The organism is Azospirillum sp. A26, from assembly GCF_042604635.1.
GTDB lineage: Bacteria > Pseudomonadota > Alphaproteobacteria > Azospirillales > Azospirillaceae > Azospirillum > Azospirillum palustre.
In genome coordinates this window covers 830,580-845,691 of the sequence record NZ_CP170476.1, presented here as the reverse complement: position 1 = coordinate 845,691, position 15,112 = coordinate 830,580, and the positions used below count along the sequence as shown (strand labels likewise).

Below are 15,112 nucleotides of genomic sequence, written 5' to 3'. Positions count from 1 at the left end.
AACCTTTTGGTTTTCCGTGCTATTCACGCTCCAGACGATTCCGTCTGAAGCGATCGCACTCTAAAGGTGCGGCAGCGCCGGGGCCAGCGCGCGGGCGACCTCGCCGAGGGCACCGGCGATGCGCGCCGCCCGCGCCTCGTCGAACTGGCTGAGGAACATGGTGGCGGTGCAGGCCATCAGCGGCCCCCCCTGCGGATTGAGGATCGGCACGGCGACAGACGCGGTGCCGAGCGCATAGTTTCCATTGTCGAGCGCCCAGCCGCGCCGCGCCGTCTCCTCCACCTCGGCCATGAACGCCTCGAAGGACAGCGGCCGGTCCCAGCGCAACGCGGCGAACTGCCGGCGCAACTCCGCCTCCGTCAGTCCGGCATGCGGCACCATGGCGCGGCCGGCGGCGCCGATCGTCAGCGGCAGCCGCTGCCCGACATCCATCTTGATGCGCATGTTGCCGGTGCCGAGCGCCTCCAGCACCAGCATCATGCGGTCGGCCGAAATCCGCCGCCACAGCGTCACCGTCACCCCATGGTCGCGGGCGACGCGCTCCATCAGCGGGCGCACGAGGTTGATGTCGCTGGCGACGGTCGCCGCCCCGCGCACCAGATCCATCACGCCGAGCCCGATGGCGTAGACCTTGGTCTGCGGGTCGAAGCGGACGTAATCCTCCTGGACCAGCGTGCGCAGGATGTTGAAGCCGGTGCTGGTGTTCATCCCCAGCTCCTGCACGATGTGGGTCAGGCTGACCGGTGCCGCGGCATGGCTCAGCAGCTTCAGGATCCGGATGCAGTTCAGCACCGCGCCGACCGGCTTGCCGGCGGCGTCGGCAGCCGTCTCCGCATCGACGCCGCCCTGCGCCTTCGTCCCACCGTCCGCAAGCCTGGCGGAGGGCCCGGATTGCGCCCTGGCTGCCTGCTTGGCCGCGTCCTTGGGTGGACGGCCGCGCGGGCGCGGCGCCTTCGGTGCATCGCCGGCATCGGCGTCCGCCGCCGTCTCCGTCCCGCCTGGCTTTGCCTGCACGTTCCGCTCCCCCCTCGTTTCGACCGCCGCACCCGACTTATGGAACGCGGCCGGCATCGGCGGAATTAATTTATATCGTCAGAAAAGAATTCTCTATGGAGAAAAACCGCTTGCGCCCCGCCGTCGCCCGGCATAGCGTAACGGTGGCGGCACGGACAGTCCGCGATACGCAGCGCCTTCCTGGCTGCCCCTCCTGGCCGCAGTCCGCGGCGGCGCGCGGTTCCCCGCCGGCCCTCACGGTTTTCCGGGAAATCCCCATGCCCACCGACCAAGACACCCACGGCGACGACGCCGTCCTTGTCGAACGGCGCAACGGCGTCGGCATCGTCACGCTCAACCGCCCGGATGCACTGAACGCCATCAACATGGCGGTGCGCCGCGGCCTCACCAGTGCCTGCCGCGATCTCGAAGCCGATCCCGCCATCCGCACCGTCCTGATCCGGGCGGCGGGGGAACGCGGCTTCTGCGTCGGCGCCGACATCAAGGAATTCCGGCAGGTCGACTCCGCGGTTTCCGCGCGCCGGGTCGACCCCGGGATCGCCTACATCGACGCGGTGGCGTCGCTGACCAAGCCGGCGATCGCCGCCATCCATGGCTTCTGCCTGGGCGGCGGCTTCGAGATCGCGCTGGCCTGCGACATCCGCATCGCCTCGGCCGACGCCGTCTTCGGCCTGCCGGAGGTCAATCTCGGCCTCATTCCCGGCGCCGGGGGAACCCAGCGGCTGCCGCGTCTGATCGGCACCGGCCGTGCCCTCGACCTGATGCTGACCGGCGAGCGCTTCGGCGCGGAGGAGGCGCTGCGGCTCGGCGTCGTCTCGCGTCTGGCACTGGCGCGCCAGGCGCTGGACGAGCAGGCGCTTGCCCTGGCCGACGCCATCGCCGCCAAGTCGCCCACGGCCGCCGCCTATGTCAAGGAAGCGGTGATGAACGGCGCCGACCTCGACCTGGACGCCGGGATCGCCCTGGAAAAGACCCTCTTCACGCTGCTGCTGACCACCGAGGACCGGATGGAAGCGGCAGCCGCCTTCCGCGAAAAGCGCCGCCCCGTCTTCACGGGGCGCTGAGACGCCGCCCTGGGAAGACGGGACGTTGAGACACCGCCCCGGAAGACGGGGCGATAAGACAAGGGTGAACCAACCGATGAACGCAAGCATTCCCGATGGCGCCAAGGTCACGGTGGTCGGCGCCGGCATCATGGGGCGCGGCATCGCCCACGCTTTCGCCGTGCGCGGCTATCCCACCGTGCTGTTCGACGTGAAGGGCGCGGCGCTGGACGACGCGCTCGGCAACATCCGCAAGATCGTCTCCGACGCGGTCGGTCTCGGCAAGCTGACGGAGGAGACGGCGGCGCGGACGCTGTCGCTGATCACCCCGGCCAGCGACCTCGCCGCCGCCGCCGCCGGAGCCGATCTGGTGGTGGAGACCGCGTCGGAGCAGTTGGCCGTCAAGATCGACATCATCCGCACCATCGACGCGGTGGTGGCAGCGGACGCGGTCATCGCCACCAACACCTCGGCGCTCAGCATCACCGAGATCGCCGCGGCCTCGGCCCGGCCGGCGCGCGTCGCGGGCATGCATTTCTTCAATCCCGTCCACAAGATGAAGCTGGTCGAGATCATCCGCGGGCTGGCGACCGAGGACAGCGTGGTCGAACGGCTGAAGGCCTGGTCGGACGCCCTTGGAAAAACCTCCATCGTCGTCAACGAGGCGCCCGGCTTCACCACCAGCCGCATGTCGGCGATGCTCGGCAACGAGGCGATGTACATGCTGGAATCCGGCGTCGCCAGCGCCGAGGACATCGACACCGCGCTGCGGCTCGGCCTCGGCCATCCGATGGGGCCGCTGGAACTGGGCGACATGACCGGCTGGGACACCCGGCTGGCGGTGCTGCAATACCTCCACCAGTCGCTGGGCGAGAAGTTCCGGCCCTGCCCGCTGATCGCCAAGATGGTCAAGTCGGGCCGCACCGGCCGCAAGGCCGGCCACGGCGTCTACCGGTACGAGAACGGGGCAAAGGTGCCCGGCTCCGGCTTGCTGGGGAGCAACTGACCATGCCTTCCCTGAACGCACGGGCCTTGAATGCGCGGCCCCTGAACCCACGCGATGTCGTCATCGTCGAGGCCGTCCGCACCCCCATCGGCCGTTTCCGCGGCGCGCTGGCCCCGGTGCGGGCAGACCATCTGGGGGCGGTCGTTCTCCAGGAACTCGTCCGCCGCGCCGGCATTTCGCCGGAACTGGTGGACGACGTCGTGTTCGGTTGCGTCACCCAGGTCGGCGAGCAGTCCACCAACCCGGCGCGCACCGCCCTGCTGAGCGCCGGCTGGCCGGCGTCCATTCCCGGCATGACGGTGGACCGCAAATGCGGTTCGGCGGAGGCGGCGGTCCATGCCGCCCTCGGCTCCATCGCGTCCGGCGAGTACGACGTGGTGGCGGCCGGCGGCGTCGAAAGCATGAGCCGGGTGCCGATGGGCGGCAACCGCGACGTCCACGGCAAGCCCTTCGGCTGGAAACTGCTGGAGGCCCATCCGCAGATCTCCCAGGGCGAGGCGGCGGAGCGCATCACCGATGCCTGGGGCCTGACCCGCGACGAGATCGACGACTACGCCATCGCCAGCCACCGCAAGGCCGCCGCGGCGGCCGATGCCGGCTGGTTCGACCGCGAGATCGTGCCGGTGCCGGTCGAGACGTGGCGCGAGCGCGACCTGCCGGAAAGCGGCGTCACCCTGACCAGGGACGAGACGATCCGCCGCGACACCAGCCGCGAGAAGCTGTCCACCCTGAAGACCAGCTTCCGCGAGAATGGCCGGATCACCGCCGGTAACTCCTCGCAGATCGCCGACGGTGCCTCGGCCCTGCTGCTGATGGCGGCGGAGGTCGCCAAGGCGCATGGGCTGAAGGCGCGCGCCCGCTTCCGCGCGGTGACGACCCTGGGTGCCGATCCGACCCTGATGCTGACCGGCCCGATCCCGGCGACCCGCCGGGTGCTGGACCGCAGCGGACTGACGCTGGGCGACATCGACCTGTTCGAGGTGAACGAAGCCTTCGCCCCGGTGCCGATGGTCTGGCAGCGCGAGTTCGACGCCGATCCCGAGCGGTTGAACGTCAATGGCGGCGCCATCGCGCTCGGCCACCCGCTGGGCGCGTCGGGCGCGCGGCTGATGACCACGCTTCTGCACGAGCTGGAACGGCGCGACGCCCGCTTCGGCCTCCAGACCATGTGCTGCGCCGGCGGGCTCGGCACCGCCACCATCATCGAACGGCTGGGCTGAGTCCCGCTGCCGTGCAGGAGTGCCGCATGAAACCCTGGCCGCTTTGGGACACCCCGTTCTTCGAGGACCGGCACCGCAGCTTCGCGCGCACGCTGCTGGAGATGGAGCTTCCGGAAATCGACGAGGACAGCCGCGACCTCGGCGCCGTCAGCCGCGTCCTCGCCCGCGCCATGGGAGCCCAGGGTCTGCTCGACATCGTCGTCCCGCCCGGCGCGGAAGCGGGAAGCGCCGCCATCGACCTGCGCAGCGTCTGCCTGGCGCGCGAGGTGCTGGCCTACCGCTTCGGCGATCTCGCGGACTCGGTCTTCGTCATGCAGGGCATCGGCACCGCCGCCCTGTGGCAGACCGGCTCGGCCGGGCTGTGCCGCCGCTACCTGCCCGCCGCCCGGACAGGCGAGGCCATCGCGGCGCTGGCGCTGACCGAGCCGGAGACCGGTTCGGACGTCGCCAACATCGCCACGGCAGCGGAACGCGACGGCGACGGCTGGCGCATCAGCGGCGAGAAGACCTTCATCTCCAACGCCGGCTTCGCCGACCATTACCTCGTGATCGCCCGGACCGGCGAAGCGCCGGGGTCGCGCGGCCTGACCGCCTTCCTGGTCGACGCCGACGCCGCAGGGCTGAGCGCCGGCCCGCCGATCGACTTCATGGCCCCCCACCCGGCCGCCCCGCTGCGTCTCGACGCCGTGCGTGTCGGCCCCGACCGTCTGGTCGGCGCCCCCGGACAGGGCTTCAAGGTGGCGATGGCGACCTTCGACGTTTTCCGCGCCTCGGTCGGGGCGGCCGGGATCGGCGCCGGACGCCGGGCGCTCGACGAGAGCCTCGCCCGCGTCACCAGGCGCCGGCTGTTCGGCAAGGCGATGGCCGAGATGGACGGGGTGCAGACCAAGCTGGCGGAGATGGCGACCACGCTGGAGCAGGCGGCGCTCTGCGTCTACCGCGCCGCCTGGGCCAAGGACACGACCGGCGGACGCTGCACGCGCGATGTCTCGATGGCCAAGCTGACCGGCAGCGAGGCCGCCGCCAGCGTGGTGGATGCCGCCGTCCAGCTTTTCGGCGGCGCCGGCGTCATGCGCGGCAGCGTGGTCGAGAAGCTCTACCGCGAGGTCCGGCCGATGCGCATCTACGAGGGCGCGTCGGAGGTGCAGAAGCTCGTGATCGCCCGCGACCTCATCAAGACCCACCAGCAGGACTGACGGCCGATGACCGACCATATTTTGGCCGACAACATTTTGGCCGACACCGCCCGGCGCCTGTTCGCCGGCCGCTTGACGCCCGACATCCTGCGGCTGGCCGAGGAGGGGCACTGGCCCGCCGATCTCTGGGCCGCCGTCGAGGAGATGGGCCTGCCGCTGGCCCTGGTGCCTGAGGAGGCCGGCGGTTTCGGCCTCGACATCGTCGAGGCGCTCGGGCTGGTCCGCATCGCCGGCTCCGCCGCCGCCCCGCTGCCGCTGGCCGACAGCATGCTGGCCGCCTGGATGCTGGCCGGTGCCGGGCTGGAGGTGCCGGCCGGACCGCTGACCATCGCGCCGCCCGTCGCCGCGCCCAGGGCCGGACGCGCCATGCCGTCGCTGATCCGCGACACTGGCGGCTGGCAGTTGTCCGGGACCGCGGACCGGGTTCCCTGGGGACGCGACGCGGCGGCCGTCGCCCTGCTCGCCGAGCATGATGGCCGCACGCATGTCGTCCGCCTCGACGCCGGGGACTGGGAGATCGCCGAGACCGGCCGCAACATCGCCGGCGAGCCGCGCGACGGCCTGCGCTTCGGCCTCGTGCTGGCCGACGACCGCGTCGCTCCGGCGCCGGATGGGTTGAATGGGGCCGTCCTGCACGGCTTGGGCGCCACCCTGCGCGGCCTCGCCATGGCCGGAGCCGTCGAGCGGGTGCTGGACCTGACGGTTCGGTATGTCGGCGAGCGCGTGCAGTTCGGCCGGCCCCTCGCCAAGTTCCAGGCGGTCCAGCAGAATCTGGCGGTGCTCGCCGGACAGGCCGCCGCCGCCGGGGCCGCCGCCGACGGCGCCGCGGAGGCCTTCGCCGAACTGTCGGCGGGCGGATCGCGCATTCTGCCGGTGGCCGCCGCGAAGATGCGGTGCGGCGAGGCCGCGGGAATCGCCTGTTCCATCGCCCACCAGATGCACGGCGCCATCGGCTTCACCCACGAACATGTCCTCCACACCCTGACCCGCCGGCTGTGGTCCTGGCGCGACGAGTACGGCAACGACGCCTTCTGGGCCCGGCAACTCGGCCAGGAGGCCGCAGCGGCCGGCGCCGACGGTCTTTGGCCGCTCGTCACCGCCGCCTGATCCCGCGCCGCCCGCTCCGGAGAGAGACACCAATGCCCCGCATCGCCTTCCCGCCCCCGCCCGCCGGCGACGCCACCGAGGCGTTGCGGGCGGAGGTCCGCGATTTCCTGAAGACAGAGCTGGCCGACCGGCCGCCCCGCCTGCGCGCCGACTCCTGGAACGGCTTCGACCGCGCGTTCAGCCGGAAGATGGGCGCCCGCGGCTGGATCGCCATGACCTGGCCCAAGCGCTATGGCGGGCACGAGCGCAGCGCGCTGGAACGCTATGTCGTGCTGGAGGAGATGCTGGCGGCCGGCGCGCCCGTCGCCGCCCATTGGATCGCCGACCGCCAGAGCGGCCCGCTGCTGCTGAAGAGCGGCACGGAAGCGCAACGCCAGGCCATCCTGCCGCGCATCGCATCGGGCGACTGCACCTTCTGCATCGGCATGAGCGAGCCCGATTCCGGTTCCGACCTCGCCGCCGTCCGCACCCGCGCCGTACCGGTGGACGGCGGCTGGCGCGTCAACGGCACCAAGCTGTGGACGACCTACGCCCACCGCGCCCAATACATGATCCTGTTCTGCCGCACCGACGGCGCCGCCGAGGACCGCCAGGGCGGCACCAGCCAGCTGCTGGTCGATCTTTCCACGCCCGGCATCACCATCCGCCCCGTCCTCGACCTGTCGGGCGCGCACCATTTCAACGAAGTGGTGTTCGAGGACGTCCTGCTGCCCGAAGATGCGCTGATCGGCCAGCGCGGCGACGGCTGGAATCAGGTGATGGGCGAGCTGGCCTTCGAGCGCAGCGGACCGGAGCGCTTCCTGTCCTCCATGGCCCTGCTGACCGAGCTGGTGCGGGCGCTCGGGCCGTCGCCCTCGGCACATGCCGCAATCGCGGTCGGCCGGCTGGTCGGCCATCTGGTCGTGCTGCGCCGGCTGTCGCGCTCGGTCGCCGGCATGCTCGACAAGGGTGAGAACCCGACCTTACAGGCATCGTTGGTAAAGGATCTCGGCGCCCTGTTCGAGCAGGAGATCCCGGAGATCGCCCGCCAGCTGGTCGAGGCCGAGCCCGACCTCGACTCCACGCGCGAATTCTCGGCCGTGCTGGCCCATACGGTGATGAACGCGCCGGCCTTCTCCCTGCGCGGCGGCACACGCGAGATCCTGCGCGGCATCATCGCGCGCGGCCTGGGGCTGCGCTGAGCGGATGTGACTGGGCGCAAGCCGGTCCAATTTCTCAAAGGCGGTTTCTCAAAGAAAGAACTCGTCGATCTCACCGCCCTGTTCCTGGCCGGTTTGCTCCTTGGCGATTTGCCCGTGGCCGAGTTGCTTTTGGCCGATTTGCTTCTGGCCGCCTTGCAGGCCGCCGAAAAGGTCGGAATGGATGCTTCTCTCCCGTTCCGCGGTGTACAGCGACGCGAAGAGCCGGTTCAGGTCGTCGGAAATTCCGGGGGCATGGATGTCCCCCCGTCCGGCATAGGGCTGCATCCGGTCGACGAAGCGCTGGGTGAATCCTCCGAGCCGAAGCTCCATGCCCAATCGGCCGACCGTGCCGGTCAGCACTTTGGAGGCCTCCGCGCAATCGCCGGTCATGGTCGACAGCGAGCGCATCTGATCGGCGTGCAGCCGCTTCAGGCAGTCCATGGAGCCGGTCATGGCATCCACCAGCTCCATCGCCACCCGATGGTTGGTGCCCGACCGCCGGTCCAGGCCGTTCGCCCGGTCGGTGGCCGCCTGGATCGCCTCGGTGATCGCCTTCGACATGTCCTCGGTCCGGCGGCTGCACGCGCGCAGCTCCTGCGCCACCACGCCCAGCGCCCGCCCCGCATCGCCAAGCCGCGCGCATTTCAGCGTCGTGTTCAGCCCCATCAGCCGCATGTCGGTGTCGATGGAGCGGATGGCGAGAACATCCCGTCCCATGGCGACGAAACCGCCCGAGACTTCGCCCACCTGCCCGCGGATGATGTCGTCGGAGCGGCGATAGCGATGCAGCAGCTCCAGCGCCCGGTCGACGTCGCCCGCGACATCGTGCAGAACGGACCGGCCTGCCGGCCTGCCGGCGGCCGGGATGTCGCCGCCCGACCCGAACAGCTCCCGCGCTTCCTGCGCGATGCTGTCCGCATCGCGGGCAAGCGCTTCCAGATTGTCCTTCAGCGACGCCACCTGACTGGCGAAATCGGCGCACGCCTCGACGCACTGGCGGATTTCGAGGGTGCAGATCGCCGCCGACAGATCCTGCCGGTGTCCGCGGTCCAGCCCGGCGAGCCATCGCAGATCCCGTGCCAGGGCGGACTCCGGGGGTGGGTCCGCCAGCAGGGCCAGCACATCCATGGCCACGCCGATGTGGGCCAAGCGCTGGCAGGTGAAGTCGCCGACCTGAAGGTCGCTGATGCAGCGGGCGATGCGCCGGCCGATCTCCTCGACACGGCCGACGAAGCGCATTGATGCCGCCTGCGCGGTGTGGCGGTAGGCCGTCAAGCGCTCCAGGCTCGCTTGCAGACGGCTGCCGACATCGTCGAGGCGGGTGCGGTTGTCGCGCTCGAACGTACCGGCGCCGTCCTTTGCCGCGGACATGGTCGTGCGCAGATCGGCGAGACGCCCGATCGCCTGCGTCGTCGCCGCCTCGGCCAGACGGTGGAGCCGGTCGATTTCCCGGTTGAACACGCTGAAATCGTCGCTGCCGGTGCGGATCTGGACCGACTGGACCTTCGCGTTGATCGCCAGGGCGGTGATCTCGCCGATGATCTTCGACAGGGTGGCGAGCAGGGCGGCCATGTCGGCCCCCGTCCCATCGAGATCGGTCAGATCGGTCAGCGTTTGCCGGAGGTTGCCCGCCAGACCGTCGGTCACGCTGCGGACGGTTCCCAGCCGTTTGCAAGCCTCGGCACCGTCCTCGCTGTCGATCAGCATGGACAAGGCGCTGAAGCGGCCGGCGATCGCCGTCATCCGCTCCAGCGTCTGCGACAGCGTTTCGCCGACCGTCAGGAAGGTCGTCTCGATGGGCGCCGATGCGGCGCGCAGTTCGGCGCTCAGCGAGCGGATCAGTCCGGCGTCCGGACCCCCGAAGGCCGCTTCGTCAACGGTGCTGTACATGCCGGAAGCCTTTTCCAAACGGATGCGTCAGGGGAAGCGGATGACGTCACGAGCGGTCATGGCGCAGGATCTCGCGCGGGATCGACGAAAGTCCCACCACCTTGTCCACCCCGCCCCGCGCGATGGCCTCCTTCGGCATGCCGAAGACGACGCAGCTCTCCTCGTCCTGGGCGACGGTGAAGGCGCCGGCCTGCTGCATCTCGCGCATCCCGGTGGCGCCGTCGTCCCCCATTCCCGTCATGATGACGCCGACGGCATTGCCGCCGGCGCAATGGGCGGCCGACCGGAACAGCACATCGACCGACGGCCGGTGCCGCGACACCAGCGGCCCCTCCTTCACCGCCACCAGATACCGGGCGCCGCTGCGTTGCAGCAGCATATGGCGGTTGCCCGGCGCGATCAGCACCTGCCCGCGCAGCACCGTGTCGCCGTCGCGCGCCTCGCGCACCGTCATCTCGCACAGGCTGTCGAGCCGGCGGGCGAAGGCGGCGGTGAAGCTCTCCGGCATATGCTGGACGATGACGATGCCGGGACTGTCGGCAGGCAGCGCCTCCAGCACCTCGCGCAGGGCTTCGGTGCCGCCGGTGGACGCGCCGATGCAGATGACGCGCTCGGTGGTGCGGGCCATCGCGCCGCCGCTGGGGGCCGGCATCATCACGTCGGCGCTCAGCTTCGGTTCCGGGGCACGGGTGCGGCCGAGGGGAGTGGCGTGTGGAGTGGCGGGGGACATGGCGGAGGCGGATGCCGGGCGGGCGGAGGGGCGCGGGCGGGCGCGGGCCGCCGCCTTCACCGTGTCGCAAATGCGGACCTGGGCGTCGAGCAGGCTCTGGCGGGTGTCGATCCGCGGCTTCAGGATGACGTCGACGGCCCCGGCCTCCAGCGCCTGCATCAGCGTCTCGCTGCCATCCTCGACCAGCGAGGAGCACATCACCACCGGGATCGGGTGCTGGCTCATCAGCTTGCGCAGGAAGGTGATGCCGTCCATGCGCGGCATCTCGACGTCGAGCGTGATGACGTCCGGCGCCTCCTCCGCGATGCGGCGGACAGCGGCATAGGGATCGGCGGCCGTCCCCATCACCTCGATCTGCGGATCGGACGACAGGATGCCGGCCAGGGTCTGGCGGACGGTCGCGGAATCGTCGACGATCAGCACGCGGATCTTCTGGCCCATCGTTCAGCTCCGGACGAAAATGGCGGAACCCACCTGTTTCACGGGCAGGTCCATGTTGGCGATGGTTTCGCTGTGGCCGACGAACAGGTAGCCGCCGGGCCGCAGATGGCCGCACAGCTTCTCCAGCACCCTCTGCTGCGTCTTCTTGTCGAAATAGATCAGGATGTTGCGGAAGAAGACGACATCCATGTCGGTCGCCATCGGATAGACCGGATCCATCACGTTGAGATGGCCGAAGCGGACCGACTGGCGGACCGGCGGCACCAGCCGGACCGTCGGATTGCCGTCGTCGCGCGACCGCATCAGATAGCGTGACGCGAAGGGGGCGGGCACCATCTTTGCCATGTCGAGCGGGTAGACGCCGCTCTTCGCGGCGGCCAGCGCCTCCGTGCAGATGTCGGTGCCGACGATCTCGTGGCGGATCGGCGTTCCGGTGCTCGCGCAATCGAGCAGCAGCATCGCCACCGTGTAGGGCTCCGCCCCGGTCGAACAGGCCGCGCTCCAGATCTTGAGCGGGCGGTCCTGGCCGGGCCGGTGGGGAAGACGGGACAGGGCCGGAATGGCGGTGCCCATCAGATAGCGGAAATGCTCGATCTCGCGGAAGAAGTCGGTCTTGTTGGTGGTGACGGCATCGATCAGGTCGACCATCTCGCCGTCCAGACCGCCTTCGTCCAGCACATGGCGGCAATAGGCGTTCATGTCCGGCAGGCCGAGCGCCCGCAGGCGGCGGCGCAGGCGGCCTTCCACCATGGTCCGCTTGCTGGGCGGCATCCGGATGCCGGCATGGCGCTCGATGATGACGGCGAGCCGGGCGAAGTCCCGCTCCGACAAGGTGTCGGAGGACGGCCGCCGCGATCCTTCCTCTGGCTGCGGATCGTCGGGATCGATCATGACACCCCGTCCGCCATCAGGCCCGCCATACCGTTCACCATGCCATCGGCCATGTCGAGCAGGGCCACGTCGTCCTCGGCGAACAGCCGGGCGATGTCGAAGACGATGACGAAATTGCCGTTGGAGCGGCCGATGGCCTGGATGCAGTCCGAGCGCCAGCGCCCGCCGACCTGGGGCGGCGTCTCCAGCCCGCGCTCGTCGAGCGAGGTGACCTCGAACACCCGGTCGGCGATGACGCCGACGGTGATCGACTGCCCGCGCTGCGGCACGTCGAGCACGACGATCCGGGTGTTGGCGGTGGGCTGTGCCGCCGGCAGGCCCAGCTTGACCCGCAGATCGACGGTGGGCACCCCCTGCCCCCGCACGTCGATCATGCCGACCAGGAAGGGCGGCGCGTGCGGCAGGCGAGTGATCGGCTGGAGATCGAGGATCTCGCGCACGATGGCGACCTCTATGGCGAACACTTCGCGATCGATGCCGATCGTCACATATTGCGCCGGTTCGCGGGGCGCGGTCGCGCTGGTCATCTGCGGCTTCCGGTTCGGGGGACGGAACGGCGGGATGGCGCTGCAAGCACCATCCCCTTGGGCGTCAAGACGGCCCGCCAATCAGAACGCGGTGTAGCGGGCGTCGAGCGCGTCGGGGCCGCTGCCGCCCTCCAGCGCGATCTTCACGCCGCGGTCCCTGCCGTTCAGCTTCGCCGCCGGCTTGTGCGTCATGGTGACCGCCGTCGACGGACGGCGGGCGGCGGGAACCGGGGACTGAGCCTGCGCCGGCCGGGCCTGAGCGGCCACGGCGACCGGGCTGCGGGCGGCGGAGCGGGCGGCGGCCTTCTCCTCCACCGTGAAGTAGGAGATGGTGTCCTGAAGCTGCGTCGCCATCGACGACAGCTCTTCCGAGGTCGCGGCCATCTGTTCCGACGCGCTGGAGTTCTGCTGCGTCACCTTGTCGAGCTGCTGGATCGCCTGGTTGATCTGCTCGGCGCCGATGTCCTGCTCGCGGCAGGCGGCGCTGATCTCCTCGACCAGTTCGGCGGTCTTGCGGATGTCGGGCACCAGCCGGCCCAGCATCTGCCCGGCCTCCTGGGCGATCTTGGTCGATTCCGCCGACAGCGAGCTGATCTCCGCCGCCGCCCCCTGGCTGCGCTCGGCCAGCTTGCGCACCTCCGAGGCGACCACGGCGAAGCCGCGGCCATGCTCGCCGGCCCGCGCCGCCTCCACCGCGGCGTTCAGCGCCAAGAGGTCGGTCTGGCGGGCGATCTCCTGCACGATGCTGATCTTCTCGGCGATGGTCTGCATCGCCTGCACCGCCTTGTTGACCGCCTCGCCCGACGCCTGGGCGTCCTTGGACGACTGGCGGGCGATCTTCTCCGTCTGGGTGGCGTTCTCGGCGTTCTGCTTGATGTTGGCGGCCATCTCCTCCATCGAGGCCGAGGCCTCCTCGGCGGCGGACGCCTGCTCGGTCGAGCCCTGCGACAGCTGTTCGGAACTGGCCGACAGCTCCTGGCTGCCCGCGGCGACATTGTCGGAGGCGGACAGCGCGTCGGTCACCACACCGCGCAGCTTCTCCAGCATGGTTTCCAGCGCCAGACCCAGCGTGTCCTTGTCGGAGAGCGGACGGGCCTGGATGGTCAGGTTGCCACGGGAAATCTCGTCGGCGACCTCGGCGGTCGCCCGCAGGTTGGCGGTCATGCTGTTCAGCGCCGTGACCAGATCCTTGATCTCGTCGTCGGTCGTCACCTCTACCTTCTGGCCGAGATCGCCGATGGCGACCGCATCGGCCAGACCGACCGCCTTGTTGAGGCCGCGGGCGATGGAAATGGCGATGTAGGCGCCGGCAGCGATGGCGATCAGCAGGGCGATGGCGACGGCGCCGATGGTGATCGCGCGGATCTGGGCGTAGGTGGCCTCCGCCGCCTGCCGGTCCTGGGTCATGCCCTTCTCGGCGTCGGCGACGAGATCGTTGGCGATCGTCGCCAGCTTCGCGGCGGCGGTCCGCACCTCGCCGATGGACAGCGCCAGCGCCTTCACCTCGGTGTTCTTGCGGGCGAGGGCCACGACGTCGTCGGTCAGGCGCAGATAGGCCTGATAGCGCTCAAGGAAGCCAGCGAACACCCGGATGTCGTCGTCGGCGGTCAGGCGGGCACGGATCTGCTCCTGCTGCTGGGCAACACGCTTCAACAGATCGGGCAACGACTTCAGCGCGGCTTCCGTCGAGGCGTCGTCGGACACCAGAAGCGCATTGCGGACGACCACGCGGGCGGCCATCCAGTCCGTCGTCATCCGCCGGACCAGATGGGCGATGGCGATCTGCTCGGCGCTGGCCTGCGAGCCGTTTTCCACCCGGTCGAGCAGCGGGCGCAGGGCCTCCTGTGCAGTATTGACCGTTTCGTTGGCGGTGCCGGTCAGCAGCTCGGCGCCCTTGCCGTTGGAGTGGATGCGGCCCACGGACCGCACCTTGTCCTGGGCGGTGGTGAACTCCGCCATCACGGCTTCGATCTGGGTCAGCTTGCGCTGGGCCTCGGTATCGGCAACGCGCCGGTACTGCTCCAGAATGCCCTTGAACTCCTCCCGGCGCGCCAGGATCGCCTTGTCGAAGCGGTCGATATCCTCCTCGCTGTTCGACAGCAGGAAGTTCTTCTCCTCGCGCTGGATCAGATAGACCGTCGTCGGCATCTGACGCGCGATGTCGATGCGCTGGGCCGAGACGTTGACCAGTTCCTCGATCTTCTGGTTCAGGTCCGACAGCCCGTTCAGGGCGATGCCGGCGGTGGCGGCGGACAGCAGGATGACCGTGCCGAATGCCGCGACGATTTTCGCTTTGATGGAGATGCGCATGGTCGCTCCTTGCTCCCCAGGCCTGAACCGCTCCCGGTCGATGGGACGGCGCTGGTTCGTCTGGTTTCCGTTGACCGGGTTTCGGTCGAGTCAGTGGGTCGTGAAGATCCGGACGATGTCGGGAATGACGATGAAGTCGTCGCCGCGCTTGCCGATCCCCTTGATCAGGTCGGGGTTCCAGCGCATGCCGATGTCGGGCGTGTCCTCGATGGAGGCGCCGGCGATGCCGGTCACCTCGTGGACCTTGTCGGCCAGCAGCCCGACCACCGTCGGTTCGTCATCCAGCAGGATTTCGACGACGACGATGCGGGTGTCGATGGTCGGCGGCGTGCGCTCCATGCCGAAGCGGATGCGCAGGTCGGCGAGCGGCACCACCTTGCCCCGCACGTTGATCAGGTGGCCGACCAGCGGCGGCGCGCCCGGAACCTCGGTCTGGGGAACGATGTCGAGGATCTCGTGGACCGAATTGGCGTCGATGGCGAAGATCTCGCCGCCCAGCCCCAGGGTCAGCGCTTCGAAGGTCTCTGTCCCGGTGACGGCCATGCCGGCCTCCCTG

Annotated in this window: 13 protein-coding genes; 6 read left to right on the top strand and 7 right to left on the bottom strand. The window is 69.8% G+C overall.

What is annotated here, in order from left to right; translation table 11 throughout:
• Nucleotides 1-60 precede the first annotated feature (60 nt).
• Nucleotides 61-1,014 (bottom strand): IclR family transcriptional regulator, encoded by a 954-nt coding sequence (locus tag ABNQ39_RS34770; protein WP_376967112.1) that lies wholly within the window; start codon nucleotides 1,012-1,014, stop codon nucleotides 61-63.
• Nucleotides 1,015-1,271: 257 nt separating this feature from the next.
• Between ABNQ39_RS34770 and ABNQ39_RS34765 the strand changes: the two genes are divergently transcribed.
• The 6 genes from ABNQ39_RS34765 to ABNQ39_RS34740 all read left to right on the top strand — a co-directional run bounded on the left by ABNQ39_RS34765 (nucleotide 1,272) and on the right by ABNQ39_RS34740 (nucleotide 7,767).
• Nucleotides 1,272-2,078: an enoyl-CoA hydratase/isomerase family protein gene (locus tag ABNQ39_RS34765; protein WP_376967110.1), complete on the top strand. Its 807-nt coding sequence runs from the start codon at nucleotides 1,272-1,274 to the stop codon at nucleotides 2,076-2,078.
• A gap of 76 nt (nucleotides 2,079-2,154) precedes the next feature.
• The gene (locus ABNQ39_RS34760; protein ID WP_376967108.1) at nucleotides 2,155-3,063 is read left to right on the top strand and encodes a 3-hydroxyacyl-CoA dehydrogenase; all 909 of its coding nucleotides are present in this window, start codon (nucleotides 2,155-2,157) and stop codon (nucleotides 3,061-3,063) included.
• A 2-nt stretch (nucleotides 3,064-3,065) separates the two neighbouring features.
• Complete coding sequence (locus ABNQ39_RS34755) at nucleotides 3,066-4,283, top strand: thiolase family protein (RefSeq protein WP_376967106.1); 1,218 nt, start codon at nucleotides 3,066-3,068, stop codon at nucleotides 4,281-4,283.
• 26 nt (nucleotides 4,284-4,309) lie between these two features.
• On the top strand, nucleotides 4,310-5,479 hold the full coding sequence (locus ABNQ39_RS34750; RefSeq protein WP_376967104.1) for an acyl-CoA dehydrogenase family protein: 1,170 nt from the start codon (nucleotides 4,310-4,312) through the stop codon (nucleotides 5,477-5,479).
• Nucleotides 5,480-5,485: 6 nt separating this feature from the next.
• Nucleotides 5,486-6,586, top strand: a complete 1,101-nt coding sequence (locus ABNQ39_RS34745; protein ID WP_376967102.1) for an acyl-CoA dehydrogenase family protein — start codon at nucleotides 5,486-5,488, stop codon at nucleotides 6,584-6,586.
• 32 nt (nucleotides 6,587-6,618) lie between these two features.
• Nucleotides 6,619-7,767 carry an acyl-CoA dehydrogenase family protein gene (locus tag ABNQ39_RS34740; RefSeq protein WP_376967100.1) on the top strand — a complete coding sequence of 383 codons (1,149 nt, stop codon included), beginning with the start codon at nucleotides 6,619-6,621 and terminating at the stop codon, nucleotides 7,765-7,767.
• A 48-nt stretch (nucleotides 7,768-7,815) separates the two neighbouring features.
• On the opposite strand, the gene ABNQ39_RS34735 is transcribed toward ABNQ39_RS34740, so the two are convergent.
• The 6 genes from ABNQ39_RS34735 to ABNQ39_RS34710 all read right to left on the bottom strand — a co-directional run bounded on the left by ABNQ39_RS34735 (nucleotide 7,816) and on the right by ABNQ39_RS34710 (nucleotide 15,099).
• Nucleotides 7,816-9,657 carry a methyl-accepting chemotaxis protein gene (locus ABNQ39_RS34735; protein ID WP_376967098.1) on the bottom strand — a complete coding sequence of 614 codons (1,842 nt, stop codon included), beginning with the start codon at nucleotides 9,655-9,657 and terminating at the stop codon, nucleotides 7,816-7,818.
• Between the two features lie 46 nt (nucleotides 9,658-9,703).
• Nucleotides 9,704-10,828 (bottom strand): protein-glutamate methylesterase/protein-glutamine glutaminase, encoded by a 1,125-nt coding sequence (locus ABNQ39_RS34730; protein ID WP_376967096.1) that lies wholly within the window; start codon nucleotides 10,826-10,828, stop codon nucleotides 9,704-9,706.
• A 3-nt stretch (nucleotides 10,829-10,831) separates the two neighbouring features.
• A complete protein-coding gene (locus ABNQ39_RS34725) occupies nucleotides 10,832-11,719 on the bottom strand; it encodes a CheR family methyltransferase (protein WP_376967094.1) in 888 nt (295 codons plus the stop codon).
• Entirely contained in the window at nucleotides 11,716-12,246 is a 531-nt protein-coding gene (locus ABNQ39_RS34720) for a chemotaxis protein CheW (RefSeq protein WP_376967092.1), read from the bottom strand. The genes ABNQ39_RS34725 and ABNQ39_RS34720 overlap by 4 nt, the downstream gene beginning before the upstream one ends.
• 81 nt (nucleotides 12,247-12,327) lie before the next feature.
• Complete coding sequence (locus ABNQ39_RS34715; RefSeq protein ID WP_376967090.1) at nucleotides 12,328-14,556, bottom strand: HAMP domain-containing methyl-accepting chemotaxis protein; 2,229 nt, start codon at nucleotides 14,554-14,556, stop codon at nucleotides 12,328-12,330.
• A 90-nt stretch (nucleotides 14,557-14,646) separates the two neighbouring features.
• Entirely contained in the window at nucleotides 14,647-15,099 is a 453-nt protein-coding gene (locus ABNQ39_RS34710; protein WP_098734811.1) for a chemotaxis protein CheW, read from the bottom strand.
• Between the last annotated feature and the right edge of the window lie 13 nt (nucleotides 15,100-15,112).

Bases quoted from the DNA above. Each gene is read 5' to 3' on its own strand.
- ABNQ39_RS34765 (WP_376967110.1), top strand. From the start codon at position 1,272: ATGCCCACCGACCAAGACACCCACGGCGACGACGCCGTCCTTGTCGAA.
- ABNQ39_RS34710 (WP_098734811.1), bottom strand. From the start codon at position 15,099: ATGGCCGTCACCGGGACAGAGACCTTCGAAGCGCTGACCCTGGGGCTG.
- ABNQ39_RS34720 (WP_376967092.1), bottom strand. From the start codon at position 12,246: ATGACCAGCGCGACCGCGCCCCGCGAACCGGCGCAATATGTGACGATC.
- ABNQ39_RS34745 (WP_376967102.1), top strand. From the start codon at position 5,486: ATGACCGACCATATTTTGGCCGACAACATTTTGGCCGACACCGCCCGG.
- ABNQ39_RS34740 (WP_376967100.1), top strand. From the start codon at position 6,619: ATGCCCCGCATCGCCTTCCCGCCCCCGCCCGCCGGCGACGCCACCGAG.
- ABNQ39_RS34725 (WP_376967094.1), bottom strand. From the start codon at position 11,719: ATGATCGATCCCGACGATCCGCAGCCAGAGGAAGGATCGCGGCGGCCG.
- ABNQ39_RS34755 (WP_376967106.1), top strand. From the start codon at position 3,066: ATGCCTTCCCTGAACGCACGGGCCTTGAATGCGCGGCCCCTGAACCCA.
- ABNQ39_RS34760 (WP_376967108.1), top strand. From the start codon at position 2,155: ATGAACGCAAGCATTCCCGATGGCGCCAAGGTCACGGTGGTCGGCGCC.
- ABNQ39_RS34735 (WP_376967098.1), bottom strand. From the start codon at position 9,657: ATGTACAGCACCGTTGACGAAGCGGCCTTCGGGGGTCCGGACGCCGGA.
- ABNQ39_RS34750 (WP_376967104.1), top strand. From the start codon at position 4,310: ATGAAACCCTGGCCGCTTTGGGACACCCCGTTCTTCGAGGACCGGCAC.
- ABNQ39_RS34730 (WP_376967096.1), bottom strand. From the start codon at position 10,828: ATGGGCCAGAAGATCCGCGTGCTGATCGTCGACGATTCCGCGACCGTC.
- ABNQ39_RS34715 (WP_376967090.1), bottom strand. From the start codon at position 14,556: ATGCGCATCTCCATCAAAGCGAAAATCGTCGCGGCATTCGGCACGGTC.